Consider the following 19,983-nt stretch of genomic DNA (forward strand, 5'->3'; position numbering starts at 1 on the left):
AATCGACGGGCCTGCGTGGCCGACAGGTGGCACGGACCACCTGCCAGTCATCTTGTTATGCGCCGACCACAATGGGTCGGGCCAGATTCGGGCGCAGGGCGTCGCTGCCTACGGGGGCGACGCCGGCCTCGAACTCGGAACGGAAGTACTTGATGGCACTGCCCAGCGGCTCGACCGCGCCCGGTGCGTGGGCGCAGAAGGTGCGGCCTGGGCCGAGGAAGTTCACCAGCCCGAGCAGGGTCTCGATGTCCTCCGCCTTGCCCTGGCCTTTTTCCAGGGAGCGCAGCATCTTCACGCTCCAGGGCAGGCCATCACGGCAAGGGGTACACCAGCCGCACGACTCACGGGCGAAGAACTCCTCCATGTTGCGCAGCAGCGAGACCATGTTGACGCTGTCGTCGACCGCCATGGCAAGGCCCGTCCCCATGCGCGTGCCGACCTTGGCGATACCGCCGGCGTACATCTGCGCGTCCAGGTGCTCGGGCAGCAGGAAGCCGGTCCCGGCGCCGCCTGGCTGCCAGCACTTGAGGGTGAAGCCATCGCGCATGCCGCCGGCATAGTCTTCGAACAGCTCACGGGCGGTGACGCCGAAGGGCAGTTCCCACAGGCCTGGGTTCTTGACCTTGCCGGAGAAGCCCATCAGCTTGGTGCCGTGGTCTTCGCTGCCTTCGCGAGCCAGCGACTTGTACCAGTCCACGCCATTGCCGACGATGGCCGGCACGTTGCACAGGGTCTCGACGTTGTTCACGCACGTCGGCTTGCCCCAGACGCCGACGGCGGCGGGGAAGGGCGGCTTGGAGCGCGGGTTGGCCCGGCGCCCTTCGAGCGAGTTGATCAGGGCGGTTTCTTCACCGCAGATGTAGCGGCCGGCCCCGGTGTGCACGAACAGCTCGAAGTCGAAGCCGCTGCCCAGGATGTTGCGGCCCAGCAGGCCGGCGGCCTTGGCCTCGTCGATGGCGCGGTTGAGGTTGCGCGCCGCCGTGGTGTACTCGCCGCGCAGGAAGATGTAGCCGCGGTAGGCCTTCAGCGCCCGGGCGCTGATCAGCATGCCTTCGATCAGCAGGTGCGGCTGCTGCTCCATGAGCATGCGGTCTTTCCAGGTGTTGGGCTCCATTTCGTCGGCATTGCACAGCAGGTAGCGGATGTTCAAGGACTCGTCCTTGGGCATCAGGCCCCACTTCACGCCGGTAGGGAAGCCCGCGCCACCACGGCCCTTGAGGCCGGCGTCCTTGACCGTCTGGACGATCTCGTCCTGGGACAGCTGCGCCAGCGCCTTGCGGGCGGCGGCGTAGCCGTTCTTGGCCTGGTACTCCTCGAGCCAGATCGGCTCGCCGTCGTCACGCAGGCGCCAGGTCAGCGGATGGGTCTCGGCGGCGCGCGCGATGCGGTTGGCCGGGCCGAAGGAAGTGATGGTCATGCGTAACCCTCCAGCAGCTTGGCCACGCCAGCGGGCTGCACGTCGCCAAAGGTGTCGTCGTCGATCATCAGCGCCGGCGCCTTGTCACAGTTGCCCAGGCAGCATACGGGCAGCAGGGTGAAGCGCCCGTCGGCGGTGGTCTGGCCCAGGCCGATGCCCAGCTCGCTCTGGATCTGGTCGACGACCGATTCATGGCCGCCGATGTAGCAGACCATGCTGTCGCAGACGCGAATGATGTGGCGGCCGACCGGCTGGCGGAAGATCTGGCTGTAGAACGTGGCCACGCCTTCGACGTCGCTGGCCGGGATGCCCAGCACCTCGCCAATGGCGTGGATGGCGCCGTCCGGCACCCAGCCGCGCTGCTTCTGGACGATCTTCAGGGCTTCGATGGACGCCGCGCGCGGGTCCTCGTAGTGGTGCATCTCGTGCTCGATGGCCGAGCGCTCGGTCTCGCTCAGGGCGAAACGGTCGGTTTGGATCAGCGTGCTGTTCATGCTTAGCGGTCCACGTCAGCCATAACGAAGTCGATACTGCCCAGGTACGCAATGAGGTCGGCGACCATGCTGCCCTTGATCACCGAAGGGATCTGCTGCAGGTGAGGGTAGCTCGGGGTGCGGATCCGGGTGCGGTAGCTCATCGTGCCGCCATCGCTCGTCAGGTAGTAACTGTTGATGCCCTTGGTCGCCTCGATCATCTGGAACGACTCGTTGGCCGGCATCACCGGGCCCCACGAGACTTGCAGGAAGTGGGTGATCAGGGTCTCGATGTGCTGCAGCGTGCGCTCTTTCGGCGGCGGCGTGGTCAGCGGGTGGTCCGCCTTGTACGGGCCGGCCGGCATGTTGCGCATGCACTGGTCGATGATGCGGATGCTCTGACGCATCTCCTCCACACGGACCATGCAGCGGTCGTAGGCATCGCCGTTATGCGCCAGGGGCACTTCGAACTCGAAGTTCTCGTAGCCCGAGTAGGGGCGTGCCTTGCGCAGGTCGAAGTCCAGGCCGGTGGAGCGCAGGCCGGCGCCGGTGACGCCCCATTCCAGCGCTTCCTGGGTGTTGTAGGCCGCCACGCCGATGGTACGGCCCTTGAGGATGCTGTTCTGCAGGGCCGCCTTGGTGTACTCGTCGAGGCGCTTGGGCAGCCAGTCGACGAAGTCCTTGACCAGTTTCTCCCAGCCACGCGGCAGGTCGTGGGCCACGCCACCGATCCGGTACCAGGCCGGGTGCAGGCGGAAACCGGTGATCGCTTCGATCACGGTGTAGGCCCGCTGACGGTCGGTGAAGGTGAAGAACACCGGGGTCATGGCGCCCACGTCCTGGATGTAGGTGCCCAGGAACAGCAGGTGGCTGGTGATGCGGAAGAACTCGGCCATCATGATGCGGATGGTGTCGACGCGGTCCGGCACCTTGATGCCGGCGAGCTTCTCGACCGCCAGGACATACGGCAGGTTGTTCATCACCCCGCCCAGGTAGTCGATACGGTCGGTGTACGGGATGTAGCTGTGCCAGGACTGGCGCTCGGCCATCTTCTCGGCGCCACGGTGGTGGTAGCCGATGTCGGGCACGCAGTCGACGATCTCTTCGCCGTCCAGCTGCAGGACGATGCGGAAGGCACCGTGCGCGGAAGGGTGGTTGGGGCCGAGGTTGAGGAACATGTAGTCCTCGTTGGCGCCCTGACGCTTCATGCCCCAGGCTTCGGGGTTGAAGCGTGCCGACTCTTCCTCAAGCTGTTGCTTGGCCAGGTTCAGGCTGTAGGGGTCGAACTCGGTGGCGCGCGCCGGGAAGTCCTTGCGCAGCGGATGGCCTTCCCAGGTCGGCGGCATCAGGATGCGCGACAGGTGCGGATGGCCGGCGAAATCGATGCCGAACATGTCCCAGACTTCGCGCTCGTACCAGTTGGCGTTCGGCCAGATGCTGGTGATCGAGGGCAGGTTCAGATCCTGCTCGGTGAGCGCGACCTTGATCATCACGTCGCTGTTACGCTCGATCGACATCAGGTGGTAGAACACGCTGAAATCGGCCGCCGGCAAGCCACGGCGGTGGGTGCGCAGGCGTTCGTCCACGCCATGGAGGTCGTAGAGCAGGCTGTAGGGCTTGGCGACGTTGCGCAGGAAGACGAGCACGTCCTTGAGCTTGGCACGATCGACCCACAGGACCGGCATGCCGGTACGGGTCTCTTGGGCGACGAAGGCGTCGGCGCCGAAGCGCGTGTGCAATTCGACGACCACATCCTGGTCGTCAGCCTTGTAAGGCGGAATGTAAATAGCGGTGTCCGCTGTCATGGTCTCGGTCGCTTTCGGTCAACGTAGAGAATGAAGCCAGGCCGCCGGTTCGCAGGAACGGGCGGCAGGTCGCTGGATCAGACTTCGTCGGGGCTGCGCAGGTTGGTGACCTGAATGCGCTGTTCACGTCGCAGGTCTTTCTGGGCGGGCATCTCGGCACGGTAGATGCCTTGATCGCCGACGACCCAGGACAGCGGACGACGCTCCTGCCCGATCGATTCCTGCAACAGCATCAGCCCCTGCAGGAAGGCTTCGGGGCGTGGCGGGCAGCCCGGCACGTACACGTCCACCGGGAGGAACTTGTCCACCCCCTGGACGACCGAGTAGATGTCGTACATCCCGCCGGAGTTGGCGCAGGCGCCCATGGAGATCACCCACTTCGGTTCCAGCATCTGCTCGTACAGGCGCTGGATGATCGGGGCCATCTTCAGGAACGGCGTGCCGGCAATGACCATGAAGTCGGCCTGACGGGGCGATGCCCGGATGACCTCGGCGCCGAAGCGGGCGATGTCATGGGGCGCCGTGAAGGCCGTGGTCATTTCCACGTAGCAGCAGGAGAGGCCGAAGTTGTACGGCCACAGCGAGTTCTTGCGTCCCCAGTTGACCGCACCGCTGAGCACATCCTCGAGCTTGCCCATGAAGATGTTCTTGTGGACCTGATCCTCGAGCATCTGGTCGGTGACGGTGCCGCGCTCACCGACAGGGTATTGCTCGTTGGGCGCGTCCGGGTCGATTCGGGTGAGATTGTATTGCATGCCAAAGCCTCATTGTTTCAGCTTCGCTTGCCGCTTGCGACGACTCTCGGGTGCCCAATCGAGCGCCCCGACCCGCCAAAGGTAGACAAGACCTGCCAACAGAATTGCTATGAAAACGAGTGCTTCGACGAATCCGGTCCAGCCGCTTTCGCGGACGGACACAGACCAGGCAAAGAGAAAGAGGGCTTCGATGTCGAAGATCACGAACAGCATCGCGACCAGATAGAATTTGGCGGACAGGCGCAGGCGAGCGCTGCCGGTCGGCAGCATGCCGGATTCGAACGGCTCGTTCTTGGCGCGGCCCCAGGCCTTGCTGCCAAGCAGGCTGGACAGGCCCAGCATGAAGGCGCACAAACCGATGACGCCCAGAAGGAAGATGGCGAAGCCCCAGTTGTGGGCGATCAGTCCTGCCGAATCGGACATGCTGAAAATCCTTATATAGAGGCCGAGCTCTACAGTCTGAAATAAGTAGCGCAGTGACGACGTGTCGCGGAAGCAGTGACGAAATGTCGCAGCGGGATCAATGGCGGCGATTTTATGGGTAAACCCCGCGCAAGTAAAACCGCCAGGGTAAATTTATTCGTAAGGTTAAGAACAAAAACCTTTCGCACCGGGCTGCAGGCCACGGAACACGGGGATTGGTGGGTACGCCTGCAAGGCAGTTTCTTGTCGATCGCATTAATGAGCGACACGTGTAATGATAATTACTATCATTCTCACGAGTTGCAACTTTGATCGTCGGATCCGGTGATTCAAAGTTCATGCGGCCACCTCGCCATGTGCGCCAGAGACAACCAAGCGTTCTACCCGAGTTGCCAGGCGTCCATGTCGACCTGGATCAATGCTTGTACGATTGTCGGCTGACCTGACGCGTTCCATCGAAAGCATAGACCGCAATGACGAACGGTGCATCGGCGAGGTGATCTGCGGCGGGAAGGGGCAGGGTGAAAGCAGGGCCCGCGAGGCGAGCCCTGGGTGAACGCGTAGAAAGGAGCGATCAGTGGAACTGCTCTTCCTCCGTGGAGCCGGTCAGCGCCGTGACCGACGAAGCGCCGCCCTGGATCACCGTGGTCATGTCGTCGAAGTACCCGGTGCCCACCTCCTGCTGATGGGCCACGAAGGTGTAGCCCTTGCTCGCATCGGCGAACTCCTGCTCCTGCAGCTTGACGTAGGCGGTCATGTCGTTGCGCGCATAGTCGTGCGCCAGGTTGAACATACCGTGCCACATGTTGTGGATGCCGGCCAAGGTGATGAACTGGTGCTTGTAGCCCATGGCCGACAGCTCGCGCTGGAATTTGGCGATGGTGGCGTCGTCCAGGTTCTTCTTCCAGTTGAAGGATGGCGAGCAGTTGTAGGACAGCAGCTGGTCGGGGTACTCCTTCTTGATCGCTTCGGCGAAGCGGCGGGCCTCGTCCAGGTCGGGCTTGGCGGTCTCGCACCAGATCAGGTCGGCGTACGGTGCATAGGCCAGGCCGCGGGCGATGGCCTGGTCCAGGCCGGCGCGCACCTTGTAGAAGCCCTCGCGGGTACGTTCGCCGATCACGAACGGCTGGTCGTACGGATCGCAATCGCTGGTCAGCAAGTCCGCCGCGTTGGCGTCGGTGCGTGCCAGGATGATCGTCGGCACGCCGGCCACGTCGGCAGCCAGGCGTGCCGCCACCAGTTTCTGCACGGCTTCCTGGGTCGGCACCAGCACCTTGCCGCCCATGTGCCCGCATTTTTTCACCGACGCCAACTGATCCTCGAAATGCACGCCTGCCGCGCCGGCCTCGATCATGTTCTTCATCAGTTCGTAGGCGTTGAGCACGCCGCCGAACCCGGCCTCGGCATCGGCGACGATCGGAGCGAAGTAGTCGATGTAGCCGTCGTCACCAGGCTGCTTGCCGGCTTTCCACTGGATCTGATCGGCGCGGCGGAAGGCGTTGTTGATGCGCTTGACCACGGTCGGCACGGAATCGACCGGGTACAGCGACTGGTCGGGGTACATCGACTCGGCCGAGTTGTTGTCGGCCGCCACCTGCCAGCCGGACAGGTAGATGGCCTGGATGCCCGCCTTGACCTGCTGCACGGCCTGGCCGCCGGTCAGGGCGCCCATGCAGTTGACGAAGTCCTTGTCGGGACGGAAGGACGGGCGCGCGCCTTCGGTGACCAGTTTCCAGAGTTTCTCGGCGCCCAGCCGAGCGAAGGTGTGCTCCGGTTGGACGGAGCCGCGCAGGCGGACGACATCGGCGGCGGTGTAGGTACGGGTCACGCCAGTCCAGCGCCGGTTCTCGGCCCAGTCTTTCTCGAGGGCTGCAATTTGCTGTTCGCGTGTCAGTGCCATGGGATCAACCTCGTCGCATCAGTCTTGGAGTTATGTACCGAGGCTCGACGTACTGATCGGCTGACGCAGTTCGAGGGCAGTGGCAACGCAGGAAGGTGTTCTGAAGGGCAGGGCATGATCGGAGGGCGAGCGCGTCCCGGGCAGGCGAACGTGAGACGTCCTGCGGGCGGTGTGACGCGATTGCCGGTTACTGCTCGATCCGCTTTCGTTCCTTGAGACAACGTTCTCTGTGCAGCCGCAATCCGATCGAACCGCCTCGTGGGCCGTATGGGCGAGCATCCTTGCGGTGGAAGGTGCCTGCCCCAGGGCTTTTAAACCCGTGATCAGCGTGAGCAAGGCCATCATGCCCAAGGGGAAATTCGCCTGTCAACGATTTTGTAGTGGAAAATTACATGCACTACATCTTTGGTCGTAGACGACTTGGTGGTCACGTTCAGAAGCCCAAGTCGAGCCTGTTCAGGGGATCAGGTCCACTTTGACGCGAAGGGAAACGTCCCGATTACGTTGTGTGCTGTAGGTGTAGGCGGAATCGCTGGAGCGATACTGCGATTGTCCGCTGCTGCCGCCCAGATACAGCCATTCGCCCAGCGGTCCGCTCAAGGTGGTGTCGCTGCTCTGAGCATCCACTACATCCTGACGTTCACGGCTGATGTGATCATGATTGGTGCTGATCTTCAGGTGAACCGTGTTTCCCGAGACGGTAGGCGTCACGTAGAAGCCCTGGGTCACGTTGCGGTATTCGGTGTTCGTCTGCGCCCCGTAGGGTGTCGCCGTACCAGTGGTGATGGGCACGCTCTGGCCTACCTGGATCAAGGCCGTCTGACCGTCGCTGGTCTGGACCTGCTGAAAGCCGCCCTCACGGTTGCTGGTACCGTACTCGATGATCTGCGCCGACCCACGACGATCCTGGCTCTGGACGTCGTCCGTGTCGACACTGATCAGCAGGCGCCCGGCGCGGGTGTCGAGCTGGCGCAACAGGGCACGCACGTCTTCGATGCGCTCCGGGCTGGCGTTGACGATCAGCTTGTCTTCGAAGACGCTCACCGTTCCCTCGCGCCCCAAGGCGGCTTGAGCGGCCGGCAGCAGCTCGGCGCCTGCGCGATGGTGCAATGCGATGACTTCGGAGGCGGCCTGGGTGTTCAGGCTGGCAAGGGCCGACAGGCAGGCCAGAAGGAGGCGTCGTTTCATGTCCAGTACCTCGGCGGTAGAAGAGGGCACATCATGGCAAATTCATGGCCTGTTGTATCGCTCAAGAACAGGGTGAGCCGCAGGGCTGGCGATGGTAGACGGTCTCTGGGCCCGGATTTACCCTCGGCGTGAGGGGTTCGCTTCACGGGGCAGTGGTTCAGCCAAGACAAATTCCGTAACATTCGCAGTCTTGCCACAGCGCTCCGGGACGACTGGAGCGTGCGTTCTATGCCCGCGCTCGCTGTCTTCCCCAGCCGTCGACCTGTCAAAGGGTTTGCCCTGGCGTGTGGCTGACTCGGCCTGTCCGTGTCCCGACAGCGTAGATCGCTCATCACAGGAAGCCCATGAAACCCACCCGTATCCGCGCCGACGTGCTCGCCGGCCTGACCACGTCGTTCGCCCTGGTGCCCGAGTGCATCGCCTTTGCCCTGGTCGCTCACCTCAATCCGCTGATGGGCCTCTACGGCGCCGTCATCATCTGCACGCTGACCGCACTGTTCGGCGGACGTCCTGGCATGATCTCCGGCGCCGCCGGCTCGATGGCGGTCGTCATCGTCGCCCTGGTCGTCCAGCACGGCGCCCAGTACCTGTTGGCCACTGTCGTCCTGGGCGGGGTGGTCATGCTGCTATTTGGCCTGCTGCGCCTGGGCAAACTGGTCCGGCTGGTGCCTTACCCGGTCATGCTCGGCTTCGTCAACGGCCTGGCGATCGTGATCGCCATGGCCCAGCTCGAGCACTTCAAGCAAGGTGAGCACTGGCTCAGCGGCACGCCGCTGAACCTGATGATCGGGCTGGTCGCGTTGACCATGCTGGTGGTGTATGCCTTGCCCAAGCTGACCCGGGCCGTGCCGCCTGCCCTGGTGGCGATCCTCGGCGTAGGCCTGCTGGTCTACCTGCTCGACCTGCCGACGCGCACCTTGGGCGACATGGCGCACATCGCCGGCGGCCTGCCGACGCTGGCCTGGCCTGACGTGCCCTGGAACCTGGACACCCTGCGCATCATCGCCCCCTACGCCGTGCTCATGGCCATGGTCGGCCTGCTGGAAACCCTGCTCACCCTCAACCTGACCGACGAGATCACCGAAAGCCGCGGCTACCCGGACCGCGAATGCATGGCCTTGGGCGCGGCCAACATGGTCTCCGGCCTGTTCGGTGGCATGGGCGGGTGTGCGATGATCGGCCAGACCGTCATCAACCTCAGCTCCGGTGGCCGTGGACGGGTCTCGGGGGTCGTGGCCGGCGTGATGATCCTGCTGTTCATCCTGCTGCTGTCGCCGCTGATCGAACGCATCCCGCTGGCGGCCCTGGTCGGGGTGATGTTCGTGGTGGCGCAGCAGACCTTCGCCTGGGCGTCACTGCGGGTGCTGCACAAGGTGCCGGTCAACGACGTTCTGGCGATCATCGCCGTGACCGTGGTGACGGTGCTCACCGACCTGGCGACTGCGGTGCTGTTCGGTATCGTCATCGCTGCGATCAGCTTTGCCTGGCAGCATGCCCGCGAGCTGTACGCGAGCGGCCACCTCGAGGCGGATGGCAGCAAGCTGTACACGGCGCATGGCACCCTGTTCTTCGCGTCCACCACGCCGTTTCTCGATCAGTTCGATCCGGCCGGGGATCCCGAGCGGGTCACCCTGGACTGCCAGCACCTGACCTTCGTCGATTATTCCGCGATCGCTGCATTGAAGACCCTGCGCGAGCGCTACGCCAAGGCTGGCAAGCACCTGCGCGTGGTGCACCTGTCGGAGCGCTGCAAGAAGCTGCTCAAGCGCGCCGGGGAGCATTGAGCCACACGCACCTGCAGGGCGTTGGCGTCAGTCGCCGACGGCCTGCAGGTGCCAGGTGCCGGCGTCCTCGCGTGCCAGTCCGCTGGCTGGCAGCAGGGCCAGCAGGCGTTCGTGCAGGCTGGCGTCGGTGAAGCCTTTTACGGTCTCCATCTCAAGCTCGCCACGGGCATTGAGGTCGGTCTTGGTGTAGGACAGCCACGCTTTCTTTAAGGCCTGCAGCACGTCGCTGCCCGCGGTCATGGCGAAGCGCCGATGCACCGGTTGGCCTTGCATCATGAAGGTGTGCCGATAGGCGTAGCCGCTTTCATCGCCTTGCAGCTCCAAGCAGCGGTGGCAGCGGCACGGGCCTTCGCCGAAGGCATTGCGCAGGTAGGTGTTGAAGTCGACCACCGGCTTGAGGGTCAGGCGTTTGTCGGTCTCGAACAGGTCGGCGATCAGGGGTTGCTCGGCGCTCATGGGCGATCCTCAGGGTGGTGGGTGGGCTTCGGCGCGCACCCTAGCAGATCGCGCCAGGGGAGGCCATGACGGCGGCACCACAGTCCAGGCTCGCCTATCGACGCGCGCTGGCATACCCTACGCACCTTCCGGCACCGCCGTGCCGTCCACTGCACCCCATGAGGTAGATCGCTTGAGCCAGTTCCCGTACACCGCCACCGTGACCATCAGCGCAGAATCCCACGGGGGCGAGGTCGAGGCCGTCGAGAACACGGCCATGCGCATCGGGCTGGAAGCCGTGACCGAAACCCTGAAGAAAGCCCACTTCGTCGGTACGCTGGCCGCGCCGGACGGCGCGACCCACATCTGCGTCACCCTGGAGAACGGGCTGAGCTACTACGGCCCGATCGTCAACGGGCATGCCGAGCTCGAAGGCGGATGGATCGCCTTCGAGTCGGACATGCTGACCCCGCAGGAGCTGGGGCTCTAAGCGCTCTACAGGTCGGCCAGGCACTGCTCGAAGATGTCCAGGCCTTCCTCGAGCACCGCAGGCTCGATCGTCAGCGGCGCCAGCAGGCGCACGATGTGCCGGGCCTTGCCGCTGGGCATCAGCAACAGGCCTCGCTCCCGGGCCAGGGTCAGCAGTCGCGTCAGTTGCGCCGGCGCCGGCTTGCCCTCGGCATCGACGATCTCCATTCCACGCATGGCGCCCACGCCGGTCAGTCGGCCCAGTGCGGGCGTCAGGCCCGTCGCGATCCAGCGTTCATGGCGCGTGGCGATGGCCTGGGCCTGGCGCTCGCCCCAGGTCGCCAGGTGCTCGTCGCTCATCTGCGCCAGGCTCGCCAGTGCCGCGGCGCAGGCGATCGGGTTGCCCGAATAGGTGCCGCCGAGCCCACCCTTGGGCAGTGCGCCCAGCAGCGTCCGGCGGCCCAGCACCGCACCGAGGGGCATGCCGCCGGCGATGCTCTTGGCCAGTAACAGCACATCCGGTTCGATCCCCAGACGCGGGAAGTCGAAGCGCTGGCCCGTGCGCCCGAAGCCCGACTGGATTTCATCGACGATGATCAAGATCCCGTGGTCGTCGCAGAAACGCCGCAAGGCTTGGGCGAAGGCCGGCTCTAGCGCCAGGAAGCCACCTTCGCCCTGCACCGGCTCCAGGATGAACGCGGCCACGTCCTCCACCGCCAGTTCCACGCTGAACAGCCGTTCCAGCGCTGCCCAGGCCTGGGCGCAGGTCACGCCAGTGTCCACGCTGGGGTAGGGCAGGTGATAGACCGGTCCGGGCAGCTCTCCGACACGCTGCTTGTAGGGCGCGACCTTGCCGTTGAGGTTGAGCGTGGCCAGGGTGCGCCCGTGAAAGGCGCCATCGAAAGCGATGACCGCGCGCTTGCCCGTGGCGCCGCGCACGATCTTCAAGGCGTTCTCGGCAGCCTCCGCGCCGCTGTTGGTCAGCATGCCGGCGACCGGGTAAGAGACCGGCACGAATGCGGTCAGGCGTTCCATCAGCGTCAGGTACAGCTGGTGGGGTGCGGCATTGAACGCCGAATGCGTCAGGCGTGCCGCCTGGTCCTGGATGGCCGCGACCACCGCCGGGTTGCAGTGGCCGAGGTTGAGCACGCCGATGCCGCCGATGAAGTCGATGTAGCGCTTACCCGTCGTATCCCAGACTTCGGCGTTGAGTCCATGGGAGAGCGTGATGGGGTGCACGATGGCGATGGACGAGCTGATGCTTTCCGGATGCATGGGTGCCTGGGCCTGGGTCGGTTGGGACGCTCATCGAACCTTGGCCCGGCGTGTCGTGCAAACGAATAATTGGACTGCGTTCATTCCGCTGATTCGTGAAACGGTTGGCTGCTTCTTTCCTGGTCAATGTGCCTCGCGGAAATGGGTTGGATGTATTCCCAAGAGGAATCATAAGCATCCAAAAGGTCGTTTGTTGGCCTGTGTAGCGTGACGGGATACTGATCTGCATCAACGATAAGAATCCGCCAGCGATGCAGGAGTGAAAACAAGATGGTTGTTGATGCGCTTACCCGTCCGGATGGACTCGCCAGGCCCGGTGCCTCGGCCACCGTCGATCGACCTTGTGCGCCGCCTGCACGCCAGATGCGATCGTCGCGTCGCTGAGCAGCCGGTCCCGTCTTTCGTCGATCCACCGCCGCTCCGGGCGGCTGCCCACTCGAGGGTTTCCCATGGCTTCACACCCACAAAAAAAGCAACGTACCCTGCAGCACGGCCTCACCGGCCGCCAGGTGTCGATGATCTCCATCGCCGGCATCATTGGCGCGGGTCTGTTCATCGGCTCCTCCAACGCCATTGCCACCGCAGGCCCTGCCATTCTGATCTCCTATGCCATGACCGGGCTGCTGGTCCTGCTGGTGATGCGCATGCTCGGCGAAATGGCCATCGCCAATCCCAACAGCGGCTCGTTTTCCACCTACGCCAGCGAGGCCATCGGCCCGTGGGCCGGGTTCACCATCGGTTGGCTGTACTGGTGGTTCTGGGTGCTGATCATTCCGGTCGAGGCCATCGCCGGCGCCGACATCCTGCACGCCTGGTTCCCGGCCGTGCCTTCCTGGGCCTTCGCCTTTCTGATCATGTGCGTGCTGTCGGGGAGCAACCTGGTCAGCGTGAAGAACTTCGGCGAATTCGAATACTGGTTCGCGCTGGTCAAGGTGATCGCCATCGTCGCTTTCATCATCGTCTGTAGCCTCGCGGTGATGGGCTTCTGGCCGCTGGCGCCCGTGTCCGGGGTCAGCCAGCTCTGGGCCAACGGCGGGTTCATGCCCAATGGCTTCGGCACGGTGCTGGGGGGCGTGCTGATCACGATCTTCTCGTTCTTCGGCGCCGAGATCGTCACCATCGCGGCGGATGAAACCGCCAATCCCCAGGAGAAGATTCGCCGTGCCACCAACCTGGTGGTCTACCGGATCGCCATCTTCTACCTGGCTTCGATCTTTCTGGTGGTGTCGCTGGTGGCGTGGAACGATCCGGCCTTGAAGTCGGTAGGGTCGTTCCAGCGCGCGCTGGAGGTGCTGAACGTGCCAGGTGCCAAGCTGATGGTCGACCTGGTGGTGCTGGTGGCGGTGACCAGTTGCATGAACTCGGGGCTGTACACCGCCTCGCGCATGCTCTACTCGCTGAGCGCCCGGGGCGAGGCGCCGTCTGGTGTGCGGCGCATCTCGGGGAGCGGTGTGCCCACGGTGGCCGTGCTGCTGTCGACCCTGGCCGGGTTCGTCGGGTGCCTGGTCAACTACGCGTTCCCGGGCAAGGTCTTCGGTTTCTTGCTCTCGACCACCGGCGCCATCGCCTTGCTGGTGTACCTGGTGATCGCCGTCTCGCAACTGCGCATGCGCGCCCGGGCCGAGCGCGACGGCACGGTATTGACGCTGAAGATGTGGCTGTTCCCCTGGCTGACCTGGCTGGTGATCGGGCTGATCGTTCTGGTTCTGGGCTACATGCTGTTCAGCGATGCCTACCGCTATGAAACCCTGATGACGGTCGGCGTGGCGACTGCGATCCTCGGCCTCTATGCCGTGCGTCGTCGATCGGCGACAGCAGGGCCAGCGACGCAAGGGGCAGAACAGGGCAGGGCATGAGTGTCGCCTGAGTGCCAACCCCTGCGCAGCGCCTCGACAGCGCGCAGGGGTTGCTTTTGCAGCCCTGAAACGCCCATAAAGGCCGTCAAACCGACTTTCGCGCACACCGAGACTGCCGTCATGGACCCATGTCCTGCCGTCGACCTGCTGCCGGCCACCGAGGCCGACCTGCCGTTCGCCCGCGACCTCACCCACCAGGCCATGCAGCCGTACTACCAGCGCTTCGACCTGCACTGGACCGACGCGGCCTTCGACCAGGCCTGGGGCTGGCGGGAGCAGTGGCAGATCCTGCACGACGGTCAGCGGGCAGGGTATTGCAGCCTCAGCCAGGACCGTCAGGCCTTGTTCATCCGCGAGCTGCACCTGTTGCCGGAGCACCGGGGCAAAGGAGTAGGCGGGCGCGTCCTGGAACGTCTTGCCCGCTGGGCCGTCGAGCGGCGCCTGCCGGCCTTGCGCCTGATGGTGTTTCGCGGCAATCCGGCCCGTCATCTGTACCTGCGCCATGGCTTCGTCGAGGTGGGCGAGGACGCGTGTTTCCTGCGCCTGCAGCGCGACCTCGTGCCCAGGACCGTCACCCCTGACACGCCTGCGGCAAAACTGCAATTGGACGATGGGATGCGCTAGGTGAGCCATGCAAAATTTTGTTAAGGTACGCGGATCCAATCGCTCCATGCCGAGGTGTCTGCTTGATTAGGGTCCTTGTGGTCGACGATCACGATCTGGTGCGTTCCGGTATCACCCGCATGTTGGCCGACATCGAAGGCCTGGAGGTGATCGGCGAAGCGGATTCCGGCGAGGCGGCGCTCAAGGCCGTACGCGAATCCAAGCCAGACGTCGTGCTCATGGACGTGAAAATGCCAGGGATCGGCGGGCTCGAGGCGACGCGCAAACTGCTGCGCAGTCACCCGGACATCAAGGTCGTGGCGGTGACCGCCTGCGAGGAAGACCCGTTCCCGACGCGCCTGCTCCAGGCCGGTGCCGCAGGCTACCTGACCAAGGGCGCCGGGCTCGAGGAGATGGTCCAGGCCATTCGCCTGGCCTTCGCCGGGCAGCGCTACATCAGCCCGCAGATCGCCCAGCAGCTGGCGCTCAAGCCCTACCAGTCCCAGACCTCGCCCTTCGACGCGCTGTCGGAGCGCGAAATCCAGATCGCCCTGATGATCGTCGGCTGTCAGAAGGTGCAGATCATCTCCGACAAGCTGTGCCTGTCGCCCAAGACGGTCAACACGTACCGCTACCGCATTTATGAAAAACTCTCGGTCAGCAGCGATGTCGAACTCACATTGCTGGCCGTCCGCCACGGTATGGTAGACGCCAGCCTCTAACGGCGAATTGTTCAGGTACCCATGTCGCAGACTTTCGATGCCAGCGCGTTCCTGGCGACCTGTAGTGGTCGCCCGGGCGTGTATCAGATGTTCGATGCCGAGGCGCGGCTGCTCTATGTGGGCAAGGCCAAGAACCTCAAGAAACGCCTGGCCAGCTATTTCCGCAAGACCGGCCTGGCGCCCAAGACCGCCGCGCTGGTCGGCCGCATCGCCCAGATCGACACCACCATCACCGCCAACGAGACCTCGGCGCTGCTGCTCGAGCAGACGCTGATCAAGGAGTGGCGGCCGCCCTACAACATCCTGCTGCGCGACGATAAATCCTACCCTTACGTGTTCCTGTCCGACGGGCAGTTTCCACGGCTGGGCATTCATCGGGGCCCCAAGAAGGCCAAGGGCCGCTACTTCGGGCCTTACCCCAGTGCAGGTGCGATCCGTGAAAGCCTGAGCCTGTTGCAGAAGACTTTCTTCGTGCGCCAGTGCGAGGACAGCTACTACGCCAACCGCACCCGACCCTGCCTGCAATACCAGATCAAGCGCTGCAAGGCGCCGTGCGTGGGGCTGGTCAGCGATGAAGAGTACGCTGAAGACGTGCGTCACTCGGTGATGTTCCTCGAAGGCCGCAGCCAGCAGTTACACAACGAACTCAACGGCGAGATGGAGCGCGCCGCGATGGCCCTGGACTTCGAGAAGGCCGCGGCCTTGCGCGACCAGATCGGCCTGCTGCGCCGTGTCCAGGACCAGCAGCACATGGAAGGCGGCTCCGGCGACGTGGACGTGGTCGCCGCGTTCGTCAACCCAGGCGGCGCCTGCGTGCACCTGATCAGCGTGCGTGGCGGACGCGTGCTGGGCAGCAAGAACTTCTTCCCGCAAGTGGGCATCGAGGAAGACACCGCCGACGTGATGGCGGCGTTCCTGTCCCAGTACTACCTGGGCAACGCCGAGCGTGAGCTGCCGAGCGAACTGATCGTCAACGTGGTCCACGACGACTTCGCTGTCATCAGCGAAGCGGTGCAGACCTTGCGCGGCCGTGACCTGGACATCACCCACCGCGTCCGTGGAACCCGTGCCCGCTGGCAGCATCTGGCCGTGACCAACGCCGAACAGGCCCTTGGCGCACGACTGGCCAACCGGCAGCACATGGCCTCGCGCTTCGAAGCCCTGGCCCAGGTGCTGGAACTGGACGAGGTGCCCCAGCGCCTGGAGTGCTACGACATCAGCCACTCCAGCGGCGAGGCCACCGTGGCCTCCTGCGTGGTCTTCGGCCCTGAAGGCCCGATCAAGTCCGACTACCGCCGCTTCAACATCGAAGGCGTGACCGCGGGCGACGACTACGCCGCCATGCACCAGGCCCTGACCCGGCGCTTCCGTCGCATCAAGGACGGGGAGGGCAAGCTGCCAGACGTCCTGCTGGTGGACGGCGGCAAGGGTCAGTTGAACATGGCCCGCGAGATGATGCAGGAACTGGGTCTGACCGACCTGACCCTGCTCGGCGTGGCCAAGGGCGTGACCCGCAAGGCCGGCTTCGAAACCCTGTACCTCAACGACGTGGCCCACGAGTTCACCCTCAAGGGCGACTCCCCGGCACTGCACCTGATCCAACAGATCCGTGACGAAGCCCACCGCTTCGCCATTAGCGGCCACCGCGCGCGCCGTGGCAAGGCCCGGCGCACCTCGAGCCTGGAAGACGTCGCCGGCGTCGGCCCGAAGCGTCGCCGCGAACTGCTCAAGCACTTCGGCGGTCTACAAGAGCTCAATCGCGCCAGCGTCGACGAAATCGCCAAGGCGCCTGGCATCAGCAAAAAGCTCGCGGAGTCGATTTATGCCAACTTGCATAGCGAGTAGAATGCCGTACTCACCTCGTGGCCAGTCGTATCGATGAATATTCCAAACCTGCTCACCGTTCTGCGCGTACTGCTCATCCCGATCTTCATTCTGTTGTTCTACATGCCGTACCACTGGAGCTATGCCGCCGCCAGCAGCGTGTTCGCCGTCGCTGCCGCCACCGACTGGCTCGATGGCTACCTGGCCCGGAGGTTGAAGCAGAGCACGCCCTTCGGCGCCTTTCTCGACCCGGTCGCCGACAAGCTGATGGTGGCCGTGGCGCTGGTGCTGCTGGTGCAGACCCACGCCAACCTCTGGCTGACCCTGCCGGCGGCGGTGATCATCGGCCGCGAGATCGTGGTGTCGGCCTTGCGCGAGTGGATGGCCGAACTGGGCGCCCGGGCGCACGTGGCCGTGTCCAACCTGGGCAAATGGAAGACTGCCGCGCAGATGCTGGCGCTGGTGATCCTGCTGGCCAACCCGCCGGTGCTGAGCGTCTGGGTGGTCGCGGGCTACCTGCTGCTGGTGGTCTCGGCAGGGCTGACCCTGTGGTCGATGGTGCATTACCTGCATGCCGCCTGGCCGCACCTGCGCGAAGGTGCGGAACAGAAATAAAGTTTTTTTGAATCAAGGGGTTGACGTGATTGGCCAGATCGCTAGAATGGCCCCATCACGACGCGGGAATAGCTCAGTTGGTAGAGCACGACCTTGCCAAGGTCGGGGTCGCGAGTTCGAGTCTCGTTTCCCGCTCCAGTTATTAGTCTACAGCCTCTAGTGGGGTGTAGATGTTCGAAAAAAGGGCCTTCGGGCCCTTTTTTTGTGCCTGCAGAAAAGTTATGCGGCCCCAGTGGCTTGATGGGGTTCAGCTTCAGGGCAGGCGGGGGTCTCCTTCGAAAACTGTCAGCGCTAAGAGGGCCCGATCATCCGCAGGGCCGGTGATCGGGTGAGCCAGATGTACGTGTGCTAACTGAAAGAGAGTGAAGCGCCTCGGCAGACGCAAAGGGTCTCAGGTAACTCGCTGGCCAGTCTGGACTACCCTCGATAGCCTCTCACGGCAGCTTGCACTACGACCTTTTCCCCTGATCTGCACTCTGCCGCCCTTCGATCAAGGCATGCATTACCTCTGCCTGGATCGACTGACACAGCACTCATTTCAAATAAACATCATTGAATTTGAGCGCTTGTGTCGTATTGTCGCGTGTCGAAAAAAACAGTTTGATCGAAGGTGCATGTTCCACTTTACGATCCGTTTCTTGAAAGACAAGGCTCACGCTCGTCGGTACGTTACGCAAGAGTTGAAACTCACGCCAGTGCGACATCGATGTCTGGCCCATCCTCTGTTCTTTAATCGGCACCGGTGCGCCGGCTTCATCAAAAAAACGACTCTCGCTTTCGAAACGGAAGTCGCGATCTATATCCAGATTGGTCAACGTAAATGTGCAGGTGGGAAAGCGGCCAATGTTTTCACAATTCACCAACTCCACGCGTATACCGTCTACCACCTCGATACGCTTGCCTAGTAGATTGTTACCATCGTTTTCAATGATCGTCGATTGAACCTTGGCGAACTCGAACGTGGGCTTGGCGTATTCAGTACCCAGGATGAAAAAGACGAACGACAGGCCGGCGATCAATAAAGTCAGGGCAGCGCCATGCAGCAGGGGCGGGGCATTGCGTATCTGCCAACAGATGGAAAGCGCCCCCAGGACTGTGAATAGACTGACCAAGAGCACAATGTTGCGCCAGTTGATGAATCCAAAACCAAATACGCTAGGATCAGGCACCAAGTAGGTGATCATGGCCCACATGCCACCTAGCACGACGCCCAGGCCGGTCATGATCTTGGCGACCAGCGATGTGATGTGATGGCGGCGGGGGGAAGCGTGCTGTACTTGCATGTGGGTCATGTGAACTCCATTTCACGTGCACAAGGCACCTAGCCTGAGCAAAGAGCGCTATTATCTCGATGAACATGGCGCGGGTAAAGCTGGATGTCCGTTCCCCCCTCGACGCGCAGCCGCTGACGCCGACTCGAATCATGACACCCGTGCTTCGATCTTCGATGCCCTGTTGTTTATTCTTGTTCTCGTACGTTCTGCATCGAACGGGCCTTGGGTCTTGATCGTACATGTCCACGACAGGCTAGACCGGTGTCTCCCGATCTTTACCTGCTTCGCAGCTGTTCGGCTTGGCGGTTTTGACTTTCGGTTTTAGGAAGGCGGGCGGCCGCGCTAATCGCTTATACATTAAGTCCTTCCGCTCCTATCCGGTGCGCGTCGTGAACAACACAATGTACCGTCGTTGCAGTGTCGCCACGCCGGCTAAAAACCACGCGCCACCGCCACAGGGCTTCCGATATCGAACAATGATCAGGTGCAGGGCTTCACACTGGTGGGGGCGGGGTTGCTGTGGGTCGGCTGGTTCGGTTTCAACGTCGGTTCTGGCCTGGCAGCCAACCAGGGGGCAGGGGTGGTGATGCTGGCGACCATGGTCGCGGCGTGTGCCGGTATCGTCGGTTGGCTGCTGACCGAAACCCGCTACCACGGCCGGCCGACGGCACTGGGGGCGGCATCCGGCGCGCTCGCTGGCCTGATCGGCATCACTCCGGCGTGCGCTTTCGTTGGACCGCTGGGAGCGATGGCGATCGGGTTGCTGACAGGTGCCGTCTGCTTCTTCGCCGTGACCCGGCTCAAGCAGGCGCTGGGTTATGACGACAGCCTGGATGTGTTCGGGCTGCATGGCGTGGGTGGCATCGTCGGCGCACTGCTGACGGGCATCTTCGCCGCGCCTTTACTGGGCGGGTATGTCGATGGGGTGCGCCCGCTCGAGCAGTTGTTGGTGCAGTGCAAGGGGGTGGCGTTCACCTTCGTCTACTGCTTCGTGGTCAGCGGGGCGATTCTGGGCGTGATCAAGCTGACCCTCGGGTTGCGCGCCAGCCGGGAAGAGGAAGAGCAGGGGCTGGATCTGGCGGAGCATAATGAGCGGGCCTATAACCTTTGAAGCGTGAGGGTACGGCCGTGAGGCGCTGAGCGACGTTCAGGGTTGAATGAGTGCT

16 protein-coding genes, 1 tRNA gene and 2 pseudogenes are annotated in these 19,983 nt (G+C 63.5%); 9 read left to right on the forward strand and 10 right to left on the reverse strand.

Features of this window, described 5'->3' with window-relative positions:
• Positions 1–55: 55 nt before the first annotated feature.
• The 7 genes from APT63_07730 to APT63_07760 form a co-directional block, all read right to left on the reverse strand.
• Complete coding sequence (locus tag APT63_07730) at positions 56–1,417, reverse strand: NADH dehydrogenase (protein AMA45529.1); 1,362 nt, start codon at positions 1,415–1,417, stop codon at positions 56–58.
• The gene (locus tag APT63_07735) at positions 1,414–1,911 is read right to left on the reverse strand and encodes an NADH dehydrogenase (GenBank protein AMA45530.1); all 498 of its coding nucleotides are present in this window, start codon (positions 1,909–1,911) and stop codon (positions 1,414–1,416) included. The genes APT63_07730 and APT63_07735 overlap by 4 nt, the downstream gene beginning before the upstream one ends.
• Before the next feature lie 2 nt (positions 1,912–1,913).
• Positions 1,914–3,695, reverse strand: coding sequence for an NADH:ubiquinone oxidoreductase (locus APT63_07740; protein ID AMA45531.1), 1,782 nt, complete (start codon positions 3,693–3,695; stop codon positions 1,914–1,916).
• A 77-nt stretch (positions 3,696–3,772) separates the two neighbouring features.
• On the reverse strand, positions 3,773–4,450 hold the full coding sequence (locus tag APT63_07745; GenBank protein AMA45532.1) for an NADH dehydrogenase: 678 nt from the start codon (positions 4,448–4,450) through the stop codon (positions 3,773–3,775).
• 9 nt (positions 4,451–4,459) lie between these two features.
• Complete coding sequence (locus APT63_07750) at positions 4,460–4,873, reverse strand: NADH-quinone oxidoreductase subunit A (GenBank protein ID AMA45533.1); 414 nt, start codon at positions 4,871–4,873, stop codon at positions 4,460–4,462.
• A 574-nt stretch (positions 4,874–5,447) separates the two neighbouring features.
• Positions 5,448–6,773, reverse strand: coding sequence for an isocitrate lyase (locus tag APT63_07755; protein AMA45534.1), 1,326 nt, complete (start codon positions 6,771–6,773; stop codon positions 5,448–5,450).
• Between the two features lie 456 nt (positions 6,774–7,229).
• Positions 7,230–7,961, reverse strand: coding sequence for a secretin (locus APT63_07760; GenBank protein AMA45535.1), 732 nt, complete (start codon positions 7,959–7,961; stop codon positions 7,230–7,232).
• A gap of 344 nt (positions 7,962–8,305) precedes the next feature.
• On the opposite strand from APT63_07760, the gene APT63_07765 reads away from it, so the two are divergent.
• The gene (locus APT63_07765) at positions 8,306–9,745 is read left to right on the forward strand and encodes a sulfate transporter (GenBank protein ID AMA45536.1); all 1,440 of its coding nucleotides are present in this window, start codon (positions 8,306–8,308) and stop codon (positions 9,743–9,745) included.
• Between the two features lie 27 nt (positions 9,746–9,772).
• On the opposite strand, the gene APT63_07770 is transcribed toward APT63_07765, so the two are convergent.
• The gene (locus APT63_07770) at positions 9,773–10,201 is read right to left on the reverse strand and encodes a hypothetical protein (protein ID AMA45537.1); all 429 of its coding nucleotides are present in this window, start codon (positions 10,199–10,201) and stop codon (positions 9,773–9,775) included.
• 172 nt (positions 10,202–10,373) lie between these two features.
• On the opposite strand from APT63_07770, the gene APT63_07775 reads away from it, so the two are divergent.
• Complete coding sequence (locus tag APT63_07775) at positions 10,374–10,670, forward strand: hypothetical protein (GenBank protein ID AMA45538.1); 297 nt, start codon at positions 10,374–10,376, stop codon at positions 10,668–10,670.
• Positions 10,671–10,675: 5 nt separating this feature from the next.
• Here APT63_07775 and APT63_07780 read toward each other — a convergent pair whose 3' ends face one another.
• A complete protein-coding gene (locus APT63_07780; GenBank protein ID AMA45539.1) occupies positions 10,676–11,923 on the reverse strand; it encodes a 4-aminobutyrate aminotransferase in 1,248 nt (415 codons plus the stop codon).
• Between the two features lie 449 nt (positions 11,924–12,372).
• Between APT63_07780 and APT63_07785 the strand changes: the two genes are divergently transcribed.
• The 6 genes and pseudogenes from APT63_07785 to APT63_07810 all read left to right on the forward strand — a co-directional run bounded on the left by APT63_07785 (position 12,373) and on the right by APT63_07810 (position 17,681).
• The gene (locus APT63_07785) at positions 12,373–13,779 is read left to right on the forward strand and encodes a GABA permease (protein ID AMA45540.1); all 1,407 of its coding nucleotides are present in this window, start codon (positions 12,373–12,375) and stop codon (positions 13,777–13,779) included.
• Between the two features lie 120 nt (positions 13,780–13,899).
• Positions 13,900–14,337, forward strand: a pseudogene (locus tag APT63_07790) (hypothetical protein).
• Between the two features lie 128 nt (positions 14,338–14,465).
• Positions 14,466–15,104: a two-component system response regulator gene (locus APT63_07795; GenBank protein ID AMA45541.1), complete on the forward strand. Its 639-nt coding sequence runs from the start codon at positions 14,466–14,468 to the stop codon at positions 15,102–15,104.
• A gap of 21 nt (positions 15,105–15,125) precedes the next feature.
• A complete protein-coding gene (uvrC, locus tag APT63_07800; protein AMA45542.1) occupies positions 15,126–16,949 on the forward strand; it encodes an excinuclease ABC subunit C in 1,824 nt (607 codons plus the stop codon).
• Positions 16,950–16,982: 33 nt separating this feature from the next.
• Positions 16,983–17,543, forward strand: coding sequence for a CDP-diacylglycerol--glycerol-3-phosphate 3-phosphatidyltransferase (locus APT63_07805; protein ID AMA45543.1), 561 nt, complete (start codon positions 16,983–16,985; stop codon positions 17,541–17,543).
• A 62-nt stretch (positions 17,544–17,605) separates the two neighbouring features.
• Positions 17,606–17,681: transfer RNA gene (locus APT63_07810), tRNA-Gly, on the forward strand.
• Positions 17,682–18,076: 395 nt separating this feature from the next.
• Here APT63_07810 and APT63_07815 read toward each other — a convergent pair.
• Positions 18,077–18,826: a hypothetical protein gene (locus tag APT63_07815; GenBank protein ID AMA47819.1), complete on the reverse strand. Its 750-nt coding sequence runs from the start codon at positions 18,824–18,826 to the stop codon at positions 18,077–18,079.
• Positions 18,827–19,307: 481 nt separating this feature from the next.
• Here APT63_07815 and APT63_07820 point away from each other — a divergent pair.
• Positions 19,308–19,928: pseudogene (locus tag APT63_07820) on the forward strand (ammonia channel protein).
• Positions 19,929–19,983: the final 55 nt, after the last annotated feature.

Origin of the sequence: Pseudomonas monteilii, assembly GCA_001534745.1 — a bacterium.
GTDB classification, from domain to species: domain Bacteria; phylum Pseudomonadota; class Gammaproteobacteria; order Pseudomonadales; family Pseudomonadaceae; genus Aquipseudomonas; species Aquipseudomonas alabamensis.

What these genes read in the sequence shown, in the direction of transcription:
- APT63_07765 (AMA45536.1), top strand. Translation starts at nt 8,306, where the DNA reads ATGAAACCCACCCGTATCCGCGCCGACGTGCTCGCCGGCCTGACCACG.
- APT63_07815 (AMA47819.1), bottom strand. Translation starts at nt 18,826, where the DNA reads ATGCAAGTACAGCACGCTTCCCCCCGCCGCCATCACATCACATCGCTG.
- uvrC (AMA45542.1), top strand. Translation starts at nt 15,126, where the DNA reads ATGTCGCAGACTTTCGATGCCAGCGCGTTCCTGGCGACCTGTAGTGGT.
- APT63_07745 (AMA45532.1), bottom strand. Translation starts at nt 4,450, where the DNA reads ATGCAATACAATCTCACCCGAATCGACCCGGACGCGCCCAACGAGCAA.
- APT63_07780 (AMA45539.1), bottom strand. Translation starts at nt 11,923, where the DNA reads ATGCATCCGGAAAGCATCAGCTCGTCCATCGCCATCGTGCACCCCATC.
- APT63_07735 (AMA45530.1), bottom strand. Translation starts at nt 1,911, where the DNA reads ATGAACAGCACGCTGATCCAAACCGACCGTTTCGCCCTGAGCGAGACC.
- APT63_07805 (AMA45543.1), top strand. Translation starts at nt 16,983, where the DNA reads ATGAATATTCCAAACCTGCTCACCGTTCTGCGCGTACTGCTCATCCCG.
- APT63_07730 (AMA45529.1), bottom strand. Translation starts at nt 1,417, where the DNA reads ATGACCATCACTTCCTTCGGCCCGGCCAACCGCATCGCGCGCGCCGCC.
- APT63_07785 (AMA45540.1), top strand. Translation starts at nt 12,373, where the DNA reads ATGGCTTCACACCCACAAAAAAAGCAACGTACCCTGCAGCACGGCCTC.
- APT63_07740 (AMA45531.1), bottom strand. Translation starts at nt 3,695, where the DNA reads ATGACAGCGGACACCGCTATTTACATTCCGCCTTACAAGGCTGACGAC.
- APT63_07755 (AMA45534.1), bottom strand. Translation starts at nt 6,773, where the DNA reads ATGGCACTGACACGCGAACAGCAAATTGCAGCCCTCGAGAAAGACTGG.
- APT63_07770 (AMA45537.1), bottom strand. Translation starts at nt 10,201, where the DNA reads ATGAGCGCCGAGCAACCCCTGATCGCCGACCTGTTCGAGACCGACAAA.
- APT63_07750 (AMA45533.1), bottom strand. Translation starts at nt 4,873, where the DNA reads ATGTCCGATTCGGCAGGACTGATCGCCCACAACTGGGGCTTCGCCATC.
- APT63_07760 (AMA45535.1), bottom strand. Translation starts at nt 7,961, where the DNA reads ATGAAACGACGCCTCCTTCTGGCCTGCCTGTCGGCCCTTGCCAGCCTG.